The following is a 14002-nucleotide window of genomic DNA, read 5'->3' as shown; positions in this document are numbered from 1 at the left end:
CTTCATTGCCGGTCGCCCCGAGGGGGAGACCGGCAATGAGTCGGGACTAAGGATTGATTCGTTTGGCCGAGACTTCGGTCTTTGGCAGCTTGCCGGCGCGGGACACTCCACGTAGTTCATCGCCGTCTACGGTCATGTCGAACTGGAGGTTGAGCCGCATGGGTTTGCGGACGCTCTGCTTCCAGGCGACATGTTCACCATCCCATCTGAGGTCCTGCATGTCGACGGTGTCGCCGCTTCCCTCGGCCTGTCCGACGAGCACCCCCGATTCTTCGGTGAACGTGAACACGGCCTTGAGGGAGCCGATTGGGGTCTTCATGGTGGCGTCCCACGATCCGATGACACTCATTCTTGTTCCTCTCAACTCCGCCTTCAGGCGGCCACAGCCGTGGTCGCTGCGACGGTCGCGGGGGCATGCAGCGTGATGCCGCGCCGTTCATACTGGAAGAGCTCTTCCACCTTGTGTGCGATCTCTGCGCCGTAGTGCTGTTCGGCGAGGTAGAGCCCGAGGTCGAGCCCGGAGGTAACACCCCCGCCGGAGATCAGATCACCGTCAACAACGACGCGCGCGTCTAGAACGTTGACGCCCATTGCGTCCATCACCTCGAGGCCGAGCCTGTGAGTGACTGCGGTGCGACCCTCGAGCACTCCGGCCATGGCCAGGAGGAGCGAGCCCCCGCACACAGTTGCCACCGTGACCCCGGTCTGGGCGAGTGCTTGCTCGATCGGGGGGACAATCCCGGTCTGAGCGGCGCGGGCGAGAATCACAGGGATCGTCTCTACTCCGTCGTCCGGGTCCCCCTCAGCCGGACCAGAGACACCGGGAACGATGACGTATCCGGGCAGTGTGGGGTCGAGCTGGGCCGTCGCCGAGAGCGTGAGCCCTCGACTCCCGCTGACGAACACGCGCGGTCCTTCTCCGCTTGAAACCATCTCGATGACGGCGTCATCATGTGCGAAATCGCTGGCGGCAACGATCACCTCAAACGGGGCAATGATGTCTAGCGGGTCGAACCCGTCGTACAGGACGAACTGAAAATGCATGAGGCTCCTAACAATGTTGTGATCCTGACCACTCTCGCTGCACGGTCAAGGTTGCGCCAGTGGCCAGATTGCCACTATTGTGTTGATTCTTGTCAGGAGGAGTTGTGCACACGGTTGCAGTTGTCGCAGTTCGCGACGCGATCGCCTTCGACTTGGCCACCCCAATCGAAGCCTTCGGATGGGCGCACCTGCCAAGCGGCGAGCAAGCCTATGAGGTTGTCGTGTGCGGAGACCCGACATCGAGTGGGCCGTTGACGATCACACCCGGGGCCGGATTGGCCGAGCTGAGTAGGGCGGATACGGTTATCGTGCCGGGGAGCAGGTTTCCGCACCAGCCTCAGCCGACCGCCGTACTGGACGCCATCCGCGACGCGCATGAACGCGGCGCCCGCGTGGCTTCCATCTGCGTTGGCGCGTTTATCCTCGCCCAAGCAGGCATCTTGGACGGAGGAGTTGCGACGACGCACTGGGCTGCCGCCGACTTGTTCCGTACGCTACATCCTCGGGTGGGACTGCAGCCTGACGCTATCTCTTGTGTGTACAACAACGTGTTCACATCGGCCGGCGCGGCCGCGGGCCTTGACCTTTGCCTTGAACTCGTCGCCCGCGACTACGGGCCGGATGTAGCGGCCGATGCGGCGCGTCACGCAGTTATGCCTCTCACTAGAGACGGGGGGCAGGCTCCGTTCATCGCCGGACCGAAGGATTCTGTTGATGACGATCTGAGCACGCTCACCACGTGGCTCGACGAGAGGTTCGAAGACACCATAACCCTGGCGATGATGGCCGCTCGCATCAACGTCAGCGTGCGTACTCTCAACCGTCGCTTTCACGCCGCGTACGGGTGCAGCCCGATGTCGTGGTTGCTGCTCCGCCGAGTTCGACGGGCACAAGAGCTTCTGGTTTCATCGCAGGAACCCATTGAAGAAGTTGCCCGCCTGGTTGGGTTTGCGTCGGCAATCACTTTTCGCGCGCAGTTTAAGAGCTTGGTAGGTGTGACTCCGACAAAGTACCGCCGTTCGTTTACTCGCGAGCCGCAAACTCCCGAGCCCCTTTAAGCGCTCACCGTGTCCGCGTTGGCGGGACTATTGCAACACGACGCGGACGTGGTGCTCGCGGATCGGTGGCCTGATCTGAAGCGTGTTGCCTGCGCCGCGGTCGACAAGCGAGGCTCCTGCCACCGCGGCAGTGGCGAGAATAGCGAGGACTACTGCCAGGTTCAGGGGGCATGCCAATGAGCGCGCCTGCAACTGCGGTGTCGGCGGATCCTGCGGTGATCTTCGCGGCTCCGATCCAAACGAGGATCTGCCCGCGCGCAGGGCTGCGGTTATGGATGTCCGGCCTGCGCCCTTACGTCTCGGGCCGTACTGCTCTCGATCTCGGCTGTTTGTGTCGTGTTACCCGGCGATGAGCGCAACCTGACCCGGCGCCCGCAGGGCCGCACTTCAGTCAGTTAGCGGATCGGGCTGAGCATCCCGTCGAGCAAGCGTGTGGGAAGAAGGCGCGCCAGTGGCACGACGAAAGCAGCGTCCACGCCGATGGTGTATCGCGTGCGGGGTCGTGCGGCAGTGGCAGCGCGCGCGACCCGCTTTGCGGCGACCATGGTAGGCGCGGCGCGCTTGAGGAATGCTGTCTGCGACTTGACGGCAGCGACGATAAGGTCGGCGTACAGTTCTTTGTGGGAGAGGGACATGCTCTCGCCGATCTTCAACGACAGAGCTCCGCTTCGTTCCGCCATGACGCTTTTCACGCCGCCAGGCTGGACGACGACCACTTGCACGCCATGCCGAGAGACCTCACGGCGTAGCGCATCGCTCATGGCTTCAAGCGCGAATTTCGACCCCGCGTAAGCGCCGTAGATGGGCAAGGCAGCAACCCCGCCAACCGAACTGATGTTGACGATACGTCCGTGGCTTCGTCGAAGTGACGGCAGGAGCCTCTGGATGAGCGCGACCGGTCCGAAGAAGTTAACCTCCATCTGGCGGCGCCAGTCGTCGATGGGAAGTACCTCGACGGGAGCGTTTATCTCGATTCCGGCATTGTTGATGAGGGCTCGAAGTGGCCGACGAAGCGGATCGTGTTCCACCCGCTCTGCGAGCGCCCGAATGTGGTCCTCGACGGTGACATCAAGTAATACCGGCTCGATTCGCTCGCTTCGCAGGCGATCAGAATCGTGTTGACTGCGGACGCCGGCCAACACGTGGTAGCCCTTTGCAGCGAGTTCGTGTGCAGTCGCGGCGCCGATTCCGGTCGACGCGCCAGTCACGACCATCAACTCGCCTCGGATTTCATCTGACTTAGTCATATGAAAAGACTACGAGTTCATGTGACAAAGTCAACCGGAAACTTGGTCTTGGCGCGATGCGAGAGCGTCTACAAGAATTCTGACGAGCTCGTCAGCGTCCACATGCCACTTCTTCTCCGCTAGATGTCCGCTGTTCTCGAGCCCTGCGATGCCGTGAGCGGTCGCAAGTAGAAGCGCTCCCATCGAAAGAGCAGCGTCTTGGCCTACGAGATCTGTGACGATGGCAATGAAGCTTGCGTCTACGCGAGTGGCAGACTCAGCTGTGGCGGCATCTTCTGCTGGCGTGCTGAACATCAGCGCATAGAGATGTGGTCGGCGGCGCGCCAGTGTGATCAGGATCATCGCGGCCTGTTCGAGCCGAGCGCGGGCGGGAACCGATCGCTCGGCTCGCAAGTGATCGAGCTGGCCTGAGATGGCGTCCCAGGCTTGGATGGCGAGTTCGTTGAGTAGCTCTTCTTTGTCGGCGAAGTGTCCGTAGAGCGCGCCTCTGGAGACGCCAGCGCCTGCTCCGACCGCCCGGAGGGTTACAGCGTCCGGGCCGCCTTCATCAAGGAGACCCGAGGCGGCTTTGAGGAGCGCGTTCCGGGTCTGCGCTGCGGTTTCGGAGCGAGTGGGCATGCCGCCGACTCTAGCTGACGCTGTCAGCCAGGCCGTGTCTCGCTTCCGCCTCAGCGCGGACGGGGTGACTGGGCATGCGGGTCGATCCGCGCGCGAGTCGTATTACTTGACGTTGCCGTGAGGTTGGACCCACAGGCGGCGGATGGTCTGTTCGTCCGACGCCTTCTCGGAGGTTGCCCAGACCCCTCGCGCGTGGGCGATGTGGCGGATGGTGAGGTCTTCGGCACCCTCCGCATCACCGGCAGCGATCAACTCCAGGATCTGGTGGTGCTCAGCCGCCGAGTCAGCGAGGGCCCGGCTCTCGGACGCGGCCAGCAACCCATACATGCGAGTCTGCGCGCGGAGGCGCCCGATTTCGGCGACGAGCTTTGCGTTGCCGGCGTAGGACAGGATTTCGAGATGAAACTGGCGGTCGACTTCGAGATAGCGAGTGAGGTCGCCGGTCTTGGCGGTCAGAACGATCTCGTCGGCCATCGCGCGCAGACGGCTGATCGCCGACGTGGGGACGTTTGGGGTCGCGAGCCTCACTGCGGGTGGCTCGATGAGCAGCCTCAGGTTAGCGATGTCGTCGAGGTCTTGCTCTGACACTTCGGTGACGCGGAAGCCCTTGTTGACGACGGCGGTGACGAGGCCGTCGTTAACGAGATCGAGCATTGCCTCTCGGACGGGCGTCGCCGAAACTTGGAAGCGTTCGCTGAGCGCGGGAGCCGAGTAGAGCTCTCCGGGTACCATTTCCCCGGAGATGATCGCGGCGCGAAGGGCAAGAGCGACCTCCTCGCGGATGCTCAAGCGTTTCGGGAGTGCAGTAACGGCTTGCTCGCTGACCCGGGGCATTCTGTTCTTCCTAACTCTCACTTAGCAATGTATAGTATTGTACGTACTACATGACCAAGTTCATGATGGTGTTTACTGTATCGCACAGTACGCAACGCCCTCATCGAGTAGGAGAACCAACGTGACGTACTCGCTCCCCGACACCTTCCCGACTCAGTTGTTCATCGACGGCCACTTCGTCGATGCGAGCGGGGGAGAAGTCCTCGTATCGCGGAACCCGGCAACGGGTGAACGCATCGCAGATGTGGCGGCTGCCGGCGAGGCTGACGTCGAGCGGGCGGTTTCAGCTGCACGCACCGCTTTCGCCTCGGGCGCATGGTCTCGCCTCCCGCTTCCCGAAAGGAAAGCGATCCTGTTTCGGTTCGCCGATCTCATCGACGAAAACGCAACAGACATCGCGGTCCTCGACGCCGTCGAAGCAGGCAAGCCGATCACGGACAACGTGGAAGGCGACCTGCCGGAGATCGCGGCCACGCTTCGGTGGTATGCGGAGGCGTCAGACAAGGTCTTCGGCCGCGTGTCTCCGACCACGGAAGGAGCGCTCGGGCTCGTGGTCAAGGAGCCCATCGGCGTCGTCGGCGCAGTGGTCCCGTGGAACTTCCCCGTGGCGGTGCTCATGATGAAGATCGCTCCGGCGCTTGCCGCTGGCAACTCCGTCGTGGTCAAGCCACCGGAGCTCGCGTCGTTGAGCGCGCTCAAGCTCGCCGAGCTGGCGCATCGAGCAGGAATTCCCAGCGGTGTCTTCAACGTCGTCCCCGGTCTCGGCGAAGTGGCAGGTCGTGCGCTCGGGCTGCACCACGAAGTCGACGTCATCACCTTCACCGGCTCGACCGAGGTCGGTCGGTACTTCCTCCAGTACGCCGCGCAGAGCAACCTGAAGCGCGTCGTTCTCGAACTCGGGGGCAAGAGCCCACAGATCGTGACGGCAAGCGTCGCTAGTGAGCTCCCGAAAGTCGCTGCAGACCTCGCGGCCGCAGCCTTCTGGAATGGCGGGCAGAACTGCACGGCAGGATCCCGGATCCTCGTGCACAACTCCATCAAGGACGAGTTCGTCCGGCTCCTCGCAGCGGAGTCGTCGGCCAAGCGCATCGGAAACCCACTCGACCCGGGCACCGAGATCGGCCCACTCATCGAGGAGTCTGCCCTGGAGCGTGTATCCCGATACGTCGACGAGGCTCGCACGACGGGAGCAGAGATCGTCACCGGCGGTGCGAGGGTCGCAGAGCTGCCGGGAGGCTTCTTCTATCCGCCCACAGTCGTCACCGGGCTCGGTGAGGACGCCCCATTGTGGCGAGACGAGATCTTCGGGCCCGTCACGCTCGTGCACGGGTTCGATACCGAAGACGAGGCCGTAGCGCTGGCGAACGACACCCCGTACGGGCTCGCCGCGACTATCTGGAGCAAAGACATCGACCAGGCAATTCGCATGGCTCGTCGTGTCAACGCCGGCATCGTCGCTGTGAACGGATACAGCGAAGGCGACGTCACGACGCCTTTCGGCGGCTACAAGCAGTCGGGCTTCGGTGGGAAGGACAAGGGTCTGGAAGCCTTCGATCAGTACACCGAGACCAAGACCATCTGGATCACGGTTAACGATTGATGCGGAAACCGACCGAACAGCTGGAGAATCGACGATGAGTTCCTTTACTTGGACCAATTGGGCCACGAATCAGTCCTTCGATGCCGCTGCGCGACTGCGTCCCGCGAATGAGCGAGAGTACATCGAAATGGCTCAGACTCTTGCGGCGGACGGGACGCCGTTCAGAGTTGCGGGCTCGGGGCATTCCTTTACGCCCATCGTCCAGACAGACGGTGTGCTGATGGACATCTCCGCAGTCAGCGGTGTGCTCGGGTTCGACTATCGAGACGCGACGGCGGACATCCTTGCGGGTACTCAACTCAAAGACATCGGGGACCCGCTCTGGCGTGCTGGACTCGCGTTGAAAAACCAGGGCGACACCGACACTCAAACGATCTCCGGAGCCGTCGCCACGGGAACGAAGGGATCCGGCGTCGCGTACGGGAGCATCTCGTCCTGCGTCGCGGGGATGACCATCGTCAACGGGAAGGGCGAGCTCGTCGAGATCGACGAATCGACCCCCGATTTCTTGCGGGCGGCACGCGTCTCCATCGGATTGCTCGGGGCGGTGACTCGGGTGCGCATGTCGGTGCAGCCGCGGTACCTCATCCGGGAGCACAACCGCGTCGAGTCGCTAGATGCCTTCCTCGAGAACTGGGAACGCTATCTGAACGACTATCGCCACGCTTCCATCTTCTACTGCCCGTCGGACGCTGCGGCGGCGATGTACGACCTCGGACCTCTTAAGACGGGGGACACCCTGGTCAAGCTGCTCACCGAGGAGCCGCTTGAAGAGGGGGTCGAGTACTCGGTGCAGGGTGAGCACGATCGCCGCATCGGCAGGTCTCATCTAGTGTTCCCTGACGTCACCACTGAGGTGTCGACGCATGTGGAGTCGGAGTATCAGCTCGATGCCGCCGTGTGGCTCGATGCGTTCATCGCTCTCAAGAACATCTGCGAGAAATGGCCGGAGGGTGTTTCTCCGATCCAGGTGCGATGGCAGAAGGCGGACGATGCCTATCTGTCGCCGCAGTACAACCGAGACACGGTTGCGATCTCGATCTCCGCGACGCGGCTCCCGGATTCAAACGTCTTCCTACGGAAGGCGCACGACGTGATGATGGAACACGGTGGACGGCCGCATTGGGGGAAGATGCACTACTCGACGGGCGCCGACATCGCACGGCTCTACCCCGAGCTCGACGAGTTCAAACGCATCAGGGAAGAGTTCGACCCAAGCGGACTCTTCCTGAGTCCCTATCTCGCCGACCTCCTCTCCATCTGACCGGCAAGTGAGGGGCCGGGGCCCATGGGCCCCGGCCCCTCACCTGTGCCTAAGGCGAAGAAGACCGTTGCTCTTCAATGTACAGGGTGATATTGTACAGAGCACATATCACAATAACGTGAGTGCTCGAGTTCTCGAGGCCGCGGGTTGGAGCACAGTCGCTCTGGGCCGCGTCGCAGTCAGCCTCTACGCTGACGACCAACGAAGAAGGATCAGGAAATGTCTCAAATCCCAGATCTCGTCGCGAGTGACCAAAAGAAGAAGCATCATGGTCTTCGTCCCAACTCCCTCGGCACCCCCGCGATCGTCTTCTACATCGTGGCGGCCGCCTCGCCCTTGACCGGGGTCGTCGGGCTTGTCCCGATCATGATCGGTCTGGGTAACGGGGCTGGCGCCCCCAGCACGTTCCTGTTCGCAGCCGGTGTTCTCCTGCTCTTCGCCGTCGGCTACCTCGCGATGAGCCGTCACGTGCTCAATGCCGGCGCGCTCTACTCCTACATCACCCTCGGGCTCGGTCGTGTGACGGGTCTTGGCTCGGCAGGGCTGACCATCTTCGCCTACAGCTGCATCCAGTTCTCCCTGTACGGCGGCCTGGGCTACTACCTCAACGCACTGGTGAAGACTTGGACCTCCGCGGACGTGCCGTGGTGGATCTTCTCTCTCATCGCGATGGTTCTCGCGCTTCTTCTCGGCATCCGAGGGGTGCACGCAGGTGGAGTGATCCTCGGAGTCTTCATCACCCTCGAGTGCGCCACGCTGCTGCTGCTTGCAGTGGGGATCATCGGAAACCCCGGAGGCACGGGAACGACCGAATTTACTCTGGAGCCCTTCAGCCTCCCTGTGGTCTTCGCCGCGGGGATCGGTGTGGCGATCATGTTCGCTCAGACGACGTTCATCGGCTTCGAAGGCAGCGCCATCTACGCGGAGGAAGCCAAGAACCCCCAGCGGACCATCCCGCGGGCGACGTACTTCGCGGTCATCTTCATGGCAATCATCTACGCGGGCACCTCGTACCTCGTCGTGAGCGCTCTTGGCCCCTCGAACGCTCAAAGCGTCGCTCTCGAGCAGGGCGGCAACCTGATCTTCTTCGTCAGCTCCGAGGCGCTCGGCCCATGGGCCGCTCACATCTTCCAGGTGCTGATCGTCACGGCGATCTTCGCGGCGGCCGTCACCTTCCACAACAACATCGCGCGGTACCTCTACGTCCTTGGCCGGCAGGGCCTCATCTCGGAGAAGCTCGGACGTACCCTCCCCGGGCGCAAGACCCCGTACTACGCGGCGGTTGTGCAGACCATCAGCGCTGTGATCGTGGTCGGGGGCTTCGCTCTTGCGGGGCTTGACCCGTACACCACGCTGTTCACGTGGCTGGCGGGTATCGGCACGATCGCGATCATCGGAGCGCAGACCGTCGCGGGTGTGGCCATCTTCGTCTTCTTCCGCAAGACGCAGGTCGACAAGCGACTGTGGCACACGGTGATCGCCCCACTGCTGGCAGTGATTGGGTTGCTGAGCCTTCTCGTGATCGCGTGCGCCAGCATTGAACTGCTGCTCGGCACCTCCGGTCCTTTGACGCTGCTGTTCATCGTCCTGCTTCTGGCGGCGCCGATCGCCGGCGTGGTCTACGCGCTCTATCTGCGCCGTGCAGAGCGGGAGAAGTTCGAACAGATGCGGGTCATGCTGACCTCAGATGGGTCGACCGAGACTCTCGCAATCGTTCCGAAAAAGCATCGGCTGCCCAAGCGCCGATAACCCCGTGATCGTTCCCTGGTGCTGTGAGGCCGCAAGGGGCCGATACGACAAATAGAAAACGACTCGGTGGTACCATGTCACCGAGTACATTCCATAAAGATAAGTGAAGTGAGATAGCTATGGCTGCTTGGACCGGCGTCGTCGTCGCCAGTACCCTCCCGTTCAACTCCGACCTGTCCGTGGACTACAACACGTTCCAGGACCATGTCCGATTCCTTGCCGAAAACGGTGTCGACGGCGTCGTGCCCAACGGTTCTCTGGGCGAATACCAGACATTGACGCCCGAGGAGCGTGGACGAGTCCTTGAAGCTGCCGTCGAGGCGGCGCCCGAAGGATTCAGCGTCGTCGCAGGCGTGGGGGCCTACGGGGCGAGTGAGTCGCTCTTCTGGGCCGAGCACGCTCGAGACGCGGGTGCGCAGGCTGTGCTCGCGCTGCCCCCGAACGCCTACCGTGCCAGCGACGAGGAAGTCGTCGATCACTACCGAACGGTGGCGCAGGCGGGCCTCCCGATCGTCGCGTACAACAACCCGTTCGACACGAATGTCGACCTGACGCCGGAGCTCTTGGCTCGTCTCGCCGATATTCCCGAGGTCGTCGCGGTGAAGGAGTTCTCGGGCGACATCAGGCGGATCACCGCGATCCAGCGGCTCGCGCCGCGACTCGACGTGCTGGCCGGTGCCGACGATGTTGTGTTCGAGGCAACCCTGATGGGAGCCGTCGGCTGGACAGGCGGATTCTCAAATGCGATTCCCGAGCTCTGCGGACGGCTCTATCGATTCGGCGTCGAGGGAAACGTGCAGGAAGGGCGTGAGCTCCTGAAGGTTCTGCAGCCCGCGTTCCGATGGGACACTGAGCACGTGTTCGTGCAGGCGATCAAGCTGGCTCAAGAGGTGGCGGGGCGCTGGAGTGGCCCCTCGCGACAGCCGCGCCAGCCACTCGACGAGCACACGCGCCGCCAGGTCATCGCGGACGTCGAGTTGGCGCTGACGGCCAGCCTCTGAACGACCGGGCGCCGCCGGCCGACTCCCGGTCGGCGGCGCCGAACACTGAGAAGGAAAGTAATGAAGATCACCGCAGTCGAGCTCTACGGCTACTCGCTCACCTACGCCCACGGGCAGTACATGATGTCGGGAGGTCGCTCAGCCAGTACCCAAGACTCGACCCTGGTACGCATCCGCACAGATGAAGGAGCGGATGGTTGGGGCGAAGTCTCGCCCCTCGCCGGAACATACCTGCCCACGTTCACCGGCGCCGTTCGGGCGGCACTCACTCTTGTAGCCCCGAGCCTGGTGGGGGAGGACCCGACGAATCTCAACCGTATTCACCAGGCGCTGCGGATGCAGCTATTGGGAAACGAGGCAGCGAAAAGCGCCGTCGACATCGCGTGCTGGGACCTGCTGGGAAAGGCCGCTCGCCTCCCCGTCTCCACACTTCTGGGCGGCGTGCTGCAGGAGAGCTTCCCGCTCTACGAAGCGGTTCCGCTCGCGTCACCGCAGGAGATGGTCGACTTCGTCGCAGCCCGGCGCGCTGCCGGTATCACGCAGTTTCAGCTCAAAGTCGGCAACGATCCGATCGATGACGCTGCGCGTACGCGCGCCGTCGTGGAGAGCGTGCCCTCGTCCGTGACCGTCATCGCAGACTCGAATGGCGGGTGGAACATCCCCGACGCGATCACGGCGGTGCGCGCGATGCAGGATCTGCCCGTGTATGTCGAGCAGCCATGCCGCAGCACGGTCGACAACGTGGTGGTCAGTCGCCAGAGCAGTCTCCCTCTCGTGCTCGACGAGTCGATCGTCACCCTCGACGATCTGGTCACGGCGAAGTATGAAGCCGGAGCTGGATCCATCAACATCAAGCTCAGCCGAGTGGGCGGCATTACGCCGGCCGCACGCATGCGCGACCGTGCCGTGGATCTCGGTCTTTCCGTGTCGATCGAGGACACGTGGGGTGGCGACGTCACCTCGGCGGCGACCAGCCACATCGCTGCCAGTACGGCAGAGCGCGACCTTCTGACGACCTCCTTCTTCAACAACTGGACCGTGGAGAAAATCGCCGATGGGCCCCGGTCTGTCAACGGACGTGGTTCGGCGCCGACAGGCCATGGCCTGGGGATCACAGTCGATGTCGACGCGCTCGGAGCACCACTGGCGCGGTTCTGACTTGACTACTAACGCTACGGAGAAAAACGAATGTCTACTGTCATCGAAAAGACCACCGCCGCTGACGCTGCGCTCGTTGCACGACGTGCCAGCGATGCCTTCACCGTATGGTCGGGACTGCCGGCGCCGCAGCGTGCGCGCCACCTGATCGCGATCGCAGACGGGCTGGAGTCGAATCGTGAAGCTCTCATCGAGGTGGCGACGGAAGAGACCGGGCTTGCGGCAGGCCGCCTCGGGGGCGAACTCACGCGAACAGCAGCTCAGCTGCGCCTCTTCGCGACGACGATCGTCGAAGGCGGTTACGCGGATGCGAGACTGGATGAGTCCGACGACCACTTCGTGCTCGGGCGACGCCCCGATTTGAGACGAGTCCTGGTCCCACGCGGCCCGGTCGTCAACTTTGCCGCGAGCAACTTTCCGTTCGCGTTCTCTGTGGTCGGGGGCGATACTGCAGCCGCTCTCGCCGCAGGATGCAGCGTTGTACTCAAAGCGCATTCCGGTCATCCGCAGCTGTCGAGGCTGACCCACCGGGTGGCCTCTGACGCGCTGAGAGTGAGTGGTGCGCCCGAGAACGTGCTGCAGATCGTGTACGGCCAAGAAGCAGGAATGGCCCTCATCAAAGATCCGCATATCAAGGTGGGCTCGTTCACCGGATCACTTCATGTTGGCAGGCTCCTGGCAGACGCGGCTGCAGCCCGTACCGACCCCATCCCCTTCTTTGGCGAGCTTGGTAGCGTCAATCCGGTCGTGATCACCGATGATGCCCTGGCTGAGCGCTCTTCGATCATTGCAGAAGAGTTTGTCGGCAGCGTGAGTGGGTCGGCGGGGCAGCTGTGCACTAAGCCTGGCATCGTCTTCGCGCCGTCGGCCCGATCGGTCGAAGCGGAGATTGTGCGAGCTGCAGCTCAAGTGCCGGAGCAACGGCTGCTTAACAAGAGCATCAGCGACAGCTACGAACGGCGTCGGCGAGAAGTGTTGTCGGCGACGGGTGTGAGGACCATCGTGGAGGGGGCACTGCGCCGAGACGAGGCAGGCAATGCCTGGGTGACTCCGACGATTGTCGCGGTCGGCGTCCGAGATTTCCGAGACGCGGGAGCGCACCTGCAGGAAGAAGCGTTTGGTCCGCTCTCGGTGATCGTGGAGTCGGGACAAGACGCAGATTACGCCGGACTGCTGGCGGAGTTCTTCGAAGGTAACCTCACCACAACACTGCACGTCGGCGAATTTGAATCAGGTGAGTCTCTCGGGGAGATCATCCAACAGGCCGCACTGACAAGCGGTCGTATCATTTTCAACGAGTGGCCCACCGGCGTTGCGGTCACCCCTGCGATGCAGCACGGCGGGCCGTGGCCTGCAACGACAATCGATTCGACGTCGGTCGGAACCGCTGCGATTCAACGATTCCTTCGCGGGGTTTCATACCAAAACGCACCACAAGGGCTGCTGCCTGCAGAGCTGAAGGACTCGAACCCACTTTCGATCCCCCGTAGAGAAGACGCGTCAGGGTCTTCGCGTTGGTGGGGGGTGCTCTGAGTCATGAGCACCGGGCCTTCCACATCCCTCGTACGGGGGACTGGAGTCAGAGCTGAGGTCTCGCGGTCCTGGTTGCTCGTTGCAGCGGGAGCCGGCGCCGACTTCACCGCTGCCGCGCTGAGCCCAGCGGACCAGATCATCCTCGACATAGAGGACGGCGTCGATCCGAAGGAAAAGCACGCAGCCCGAGAGCGGGTCGCTGGATGGCTCCAGTCCGGAGGGTCTGCGTGGGTGCGCATCAACGATCGTTCCACTGCGTACTGGGAAGACGATGTGCAAGCCTTCCGCGCGGCGCGCGGGTTGAGAGGTATCGTGCTTGCCAAGACCGAGTCGTCAGCGGACGTCACGGACACGGCGGCCGCGTTTGGCGGTGGCGTTCCGGTGATTCCGCTCGTCGAGTCGGCGCTGGGCGTCGAAGAGAGCGTCGCTATCGCGAGAGCCGACGGCGCCTTTCGACTTGCCTTCGGTAGCGGCGACTATCGACGCGACACTGGCACGAGCGCTGATGACCTCGCTATGGCCTACCCCCGATCGAGGCTCGTGGTCGCAAGCCGAATCGGCGGCCTCCCGGGGCCGATCGATGGACCGACCGTGAGCTCTAGCCACCCCATCATCCGCGAGCAGTCGGCTGCCGCCGTTGCACTTGGAATGACCGGACGCCTGTGTCTTTCGCAAGAACAGCTACCCGTCGTCAATGAAGTCGTCAGCCCATCCGCCTCTGACATCGTCTGGGCCAACGCGTTCATTCGCGAGTTCGAGGCACGGGGGAGCGTGGTGCGCGATGGAAGCGACTTGCCGCGGCTCAAGCGAGCCGAGAAGATTCGGAACCTGGCCAACGAGTTCTCAAGCAAAACAGGCGCCTTTTCGTAAATAGCATCATTCTTTCGGCCGGTCAT

At 62.9% G+C, this 14002-nt stretch carries 13 protein-coding genes; 8 read left to right on the top strand and 5 right to left on the bottom strand.

Annotated features, from left to right (window positions below; all coding sequences use genetic code 11):
* Positions 1 to 46: 46 nt before the first annotated feature.
* Together AC07VM_RS01690 and AC07VM_RS01685 are read right to left on the bottom strand one after the other, a co-directional pair.
* Complete coding sequence (locus AC07VM_RS01690; protein WP_494909754.1) at positions 47 to 349, bottom strand: hypothetical protein; 303 nt, start codon at positions 347 to 349, stop codon at positions 47 to 49.
* 23 nt (positions 350 to 372) lie between these two features.
* Complete coding sequence (locus AC07VM_RS01685) at positions 373 to 1044, bottom strand: DJ-1/PfpI family protein (RefSeq protein WP_494909753.1); 672 nt, start codon at positions 1042 to 1044, stop codon at positions 373 to 375.
* Between the two features lie 104 nt (positions 1045 to 1148).
* Here AC07VM_RS01685 and AC07VM_RS01680 point away from each other — a divergent pair, with 104 nt between their 5' ends.
* A complete protein-coding gene (locus AC07VM_RS01680) occupies positions 1149 to 2102 on the top strand; it encodes a GlxA family transcriptional regulator (RefSeq protein ID WP_494909752.1) in 954 nt (317 codons plus the stop codon).
* 395 nt (positions 2103 to 2497) lie between these two features.
* On the opposite strand, the gene AC07VM_RS01675 is transcribed toward AC07VM_RS01680, so the two are convergent.
* The 3 genes from AC07VM_RS01675 to AC07VM_RS01665 all read right to left on the bottom strand — a co-directional run bounded on the left by AC07VM_RS01675 (position 2498) and on the right by AC07VM_RS01665 (position 4801).
* On the bottom strand, positions 2498 to 3349 hold the full coding sequence (locus tag AC07VM_RS01675; RefSeq protein WP_494909751.1) for an SDR family NAD(P)-dependent oxidoreductase: 852 nt from the start codon (positions 3347 to 3349) through the stop codon (positions 2498 to 2500).
* 30 nt (positions 3350 to 3379) lie between these two features.
* The gene (locus AC07VM_RS01670) at positions 3380 to 3967 is read right to left on the bottom strand and encodes a TetR/AcrR family transcriptional regulator (RefSeq protein ID WP_494909750.1); all 588 of its coding nucleotides are present in this window, start codon (positions 3965 to 3967) and stop codon (positions 3380 to 3382) included.
* Positions 3968 to 4069: 102 nt separating this feature from the next.
* Positions 4070 to 4801 (bottom strand): GntR family transcriptional regulator, encoded by a 732-nt coding sequence (locus tag AC07VM_RS01665; RefSeq protein WP_494909749.1) that lies wholly within the window; start codon positions 4799 to 4801, stop codon positions 4070 to 4072.
* Between the two features lie 121 nt (positions 4802 to 4922).
* Here AC07VM_RS01665 and AC07VM_RS01660 point away from each other — a divergent pair, with 121 nt between their 5' ends.
* The 7 genes from AC07VM_RS01660 (at position 4923) to AC07VM_RS01630 (ending at position 13976) form a co-directional block, all read left to right on the top strand.
* Complete coding sequence (locus tag AC07VM_RS01660; RefSeq protein ID WP_494909748.1) at positions 4923 to 6401, top strand: aldehyde dehydrogenase family protein; 1479 nt, start codon at positions 4923 to 4925, stop codon at positions 6399 to 6401.
* 34 nt (positions 6402 to 6435) lie between these two features.
* Positions 6436 to 7665, top strand: coding sequence for a D-arabinono-1,4-lactone oxidase (locus tag AC07VM_RS01655; RefSeq protein WP_494909747.1), 1230 nt, complete (start codon positions 6436 to 6438; stop codon positions 7663 to 7665).
* A 219-nt stretch (positions 7666 to 7884) separates the two neighbouring features.
* The gene (locus AC07VM_RS01650; protein WP_494909746.1) at positions 7885 to 9414 is read left to right on the top strand and encodes an APC family permease; all 1530 of its coding nucleotides are present in this window, start codon (positions 7885 to 7887) and stop codon (positions 9412 to 9414) included.
* A 119-nt stretch (positions 9415 to 9533) separates the two neighbouring features.
* Positions 9534 to 10415, top strand: coding sequence for a dihydrodipicolinate synthase family protein (locus AC07VM_RS01645; RefSeq protein WP_494909745.1), 882 nt, complete (start codon positions 9534 to 9536; stop codon positions 10413 to 10415).
* A 60-nt stretch (positions 10416 to 10475) separates the two neighbouring features.
* Positions 10476 to 11573 (top strand): mandelate racemase/muconate lactonizing enzyme family protein, encoded by a 1098-nt coding sequence (locus AC07VM_RS01640; RefSeq protein WP_494909744.1) that lies wholly within the window; start codon positions 10476 to 10478, stop codon positions 11571 to 11573.
* Between the two features lie 30 nt (positions 11574 to 11603).
* Positions 11604 to 13106 (top strand): aldehyde dehydrogenase (NADP(+)), encoded by a 1503-nt coding sequence (locus AC07VM_RS01635; protein WP_494909743.1) that lies wholly within the window; start codon positions 11604 to 11606, stop codon positions 13104 to 13106.
* Between the two features lie 3 nt (positions 13107 to 13109).
* On the top strand, positions 13110 to 13976 hold the full coding sequence (locus tag AC07VM_RS01630; protein WP_494909742.1) for an HpcH/HpaI aldolase/citrate lyase family protein: 867 nt from the start codon (positions 13110 to 13112) through the stop codon (positions 13974 to 13976).
* The last annotated feature ends 26 nt before the right edge of the window (positions 13977 to 14002 follow it).

The organism is Microbacterium sp. GW821-FHT01D02 (genome assembly GCF_059422585.1).
Note: the sequence above shows the minus strand (reverse complement) of the source record. Positions and strands in the feature narration are given on the sequence as shown.

What these genes read in the sequence shown, in the direction of transcription:
- AC07VM_RS01645 (WP_494909745.1), top strand. Translation starts at nt 9,534, where the DNA reads ATGGCTGCTTGGACCGGCGTCGTCGTCGCCAGTACCCTCCCGTTCAAC.
- AC07VM_RS01655 (WP_494909747.1), top strand. Translation starts at nt 6,436, where the DNA reads ATGAGTTCCTTTACTTGGACCAATTGGGCCACGAATCAGTCCTTCGAT.
- AC07VM_RS01635 (WP_494909743.1), top strand. Translation starts at nt 11,604, where the DNA reads ATGTCTACTGTCATCGAAAAGACCACCGCCGCTGACGCTGCGCTCGTT.
- AC07VM_RS01675 (WP_494909751.1), bottom strand. Translation starts at nt 3,349, where the DNA reads ATGACTAAGTCAGATGAAATCCGAGGCGAGTTGATGGTCGTGACTGGC.
- AC07VM_RS01665 (WP_494909749.1), bottom strand. Translation starts at nt 4,801, where the DNA reads ATGCCCCGGGTCAGCGAGCAAGCCGTTACTGCACTCCCGAAACGCTTG.
- AC07VM_RS01630 (WP_494909742.1), top strand. Translation starts at nt 13,110, where the DNA reads ATGAGCACCGGGCCTTCCACATCCCTCGTACGGGGGACTGGAGTCAGA.
- AC07VM_RS01690 (WP_494909754.1), bottom strand. Translation starts at nt 349, where the DNA reads ATGAGTGTCATCGGATCGTGGGACGCCACCATGAAGACCCCAATCGGC.
- AC07VM_RS01640 (WP_494909744.1), top strand. Translation starts at nt 10,476, where the DNA reads ATGAAGATCACCGCAGTCGAGCTCTACGGCTACTCGCTCACCTACGCC.
- AC07VM_RS01650 (WP_494909746.1), top strand. Translation starts at nt 7,885, where the DNA reads ATGTCTCAAATCCCAGATCTCGTCGCGAGTGACCAAAAGAAGAAGCAT.
- AC07VM_RS01670 (WP_494909750.1), bottom strand. Translation starts at nt 3,967, where the DNA reads ATGCCCACTCGCTCCGAAACCGCAGCGCAGACCCGGAACGCGCTCCTC.
- AC07VM_RS01685 (WP_494909753.1), bottom strand. Translation starts at nt 1,044, where the DNA reads ATGCATTTTCAGTTCGTCCTGTACGACGGGTTCGACCCGCTAGACATC.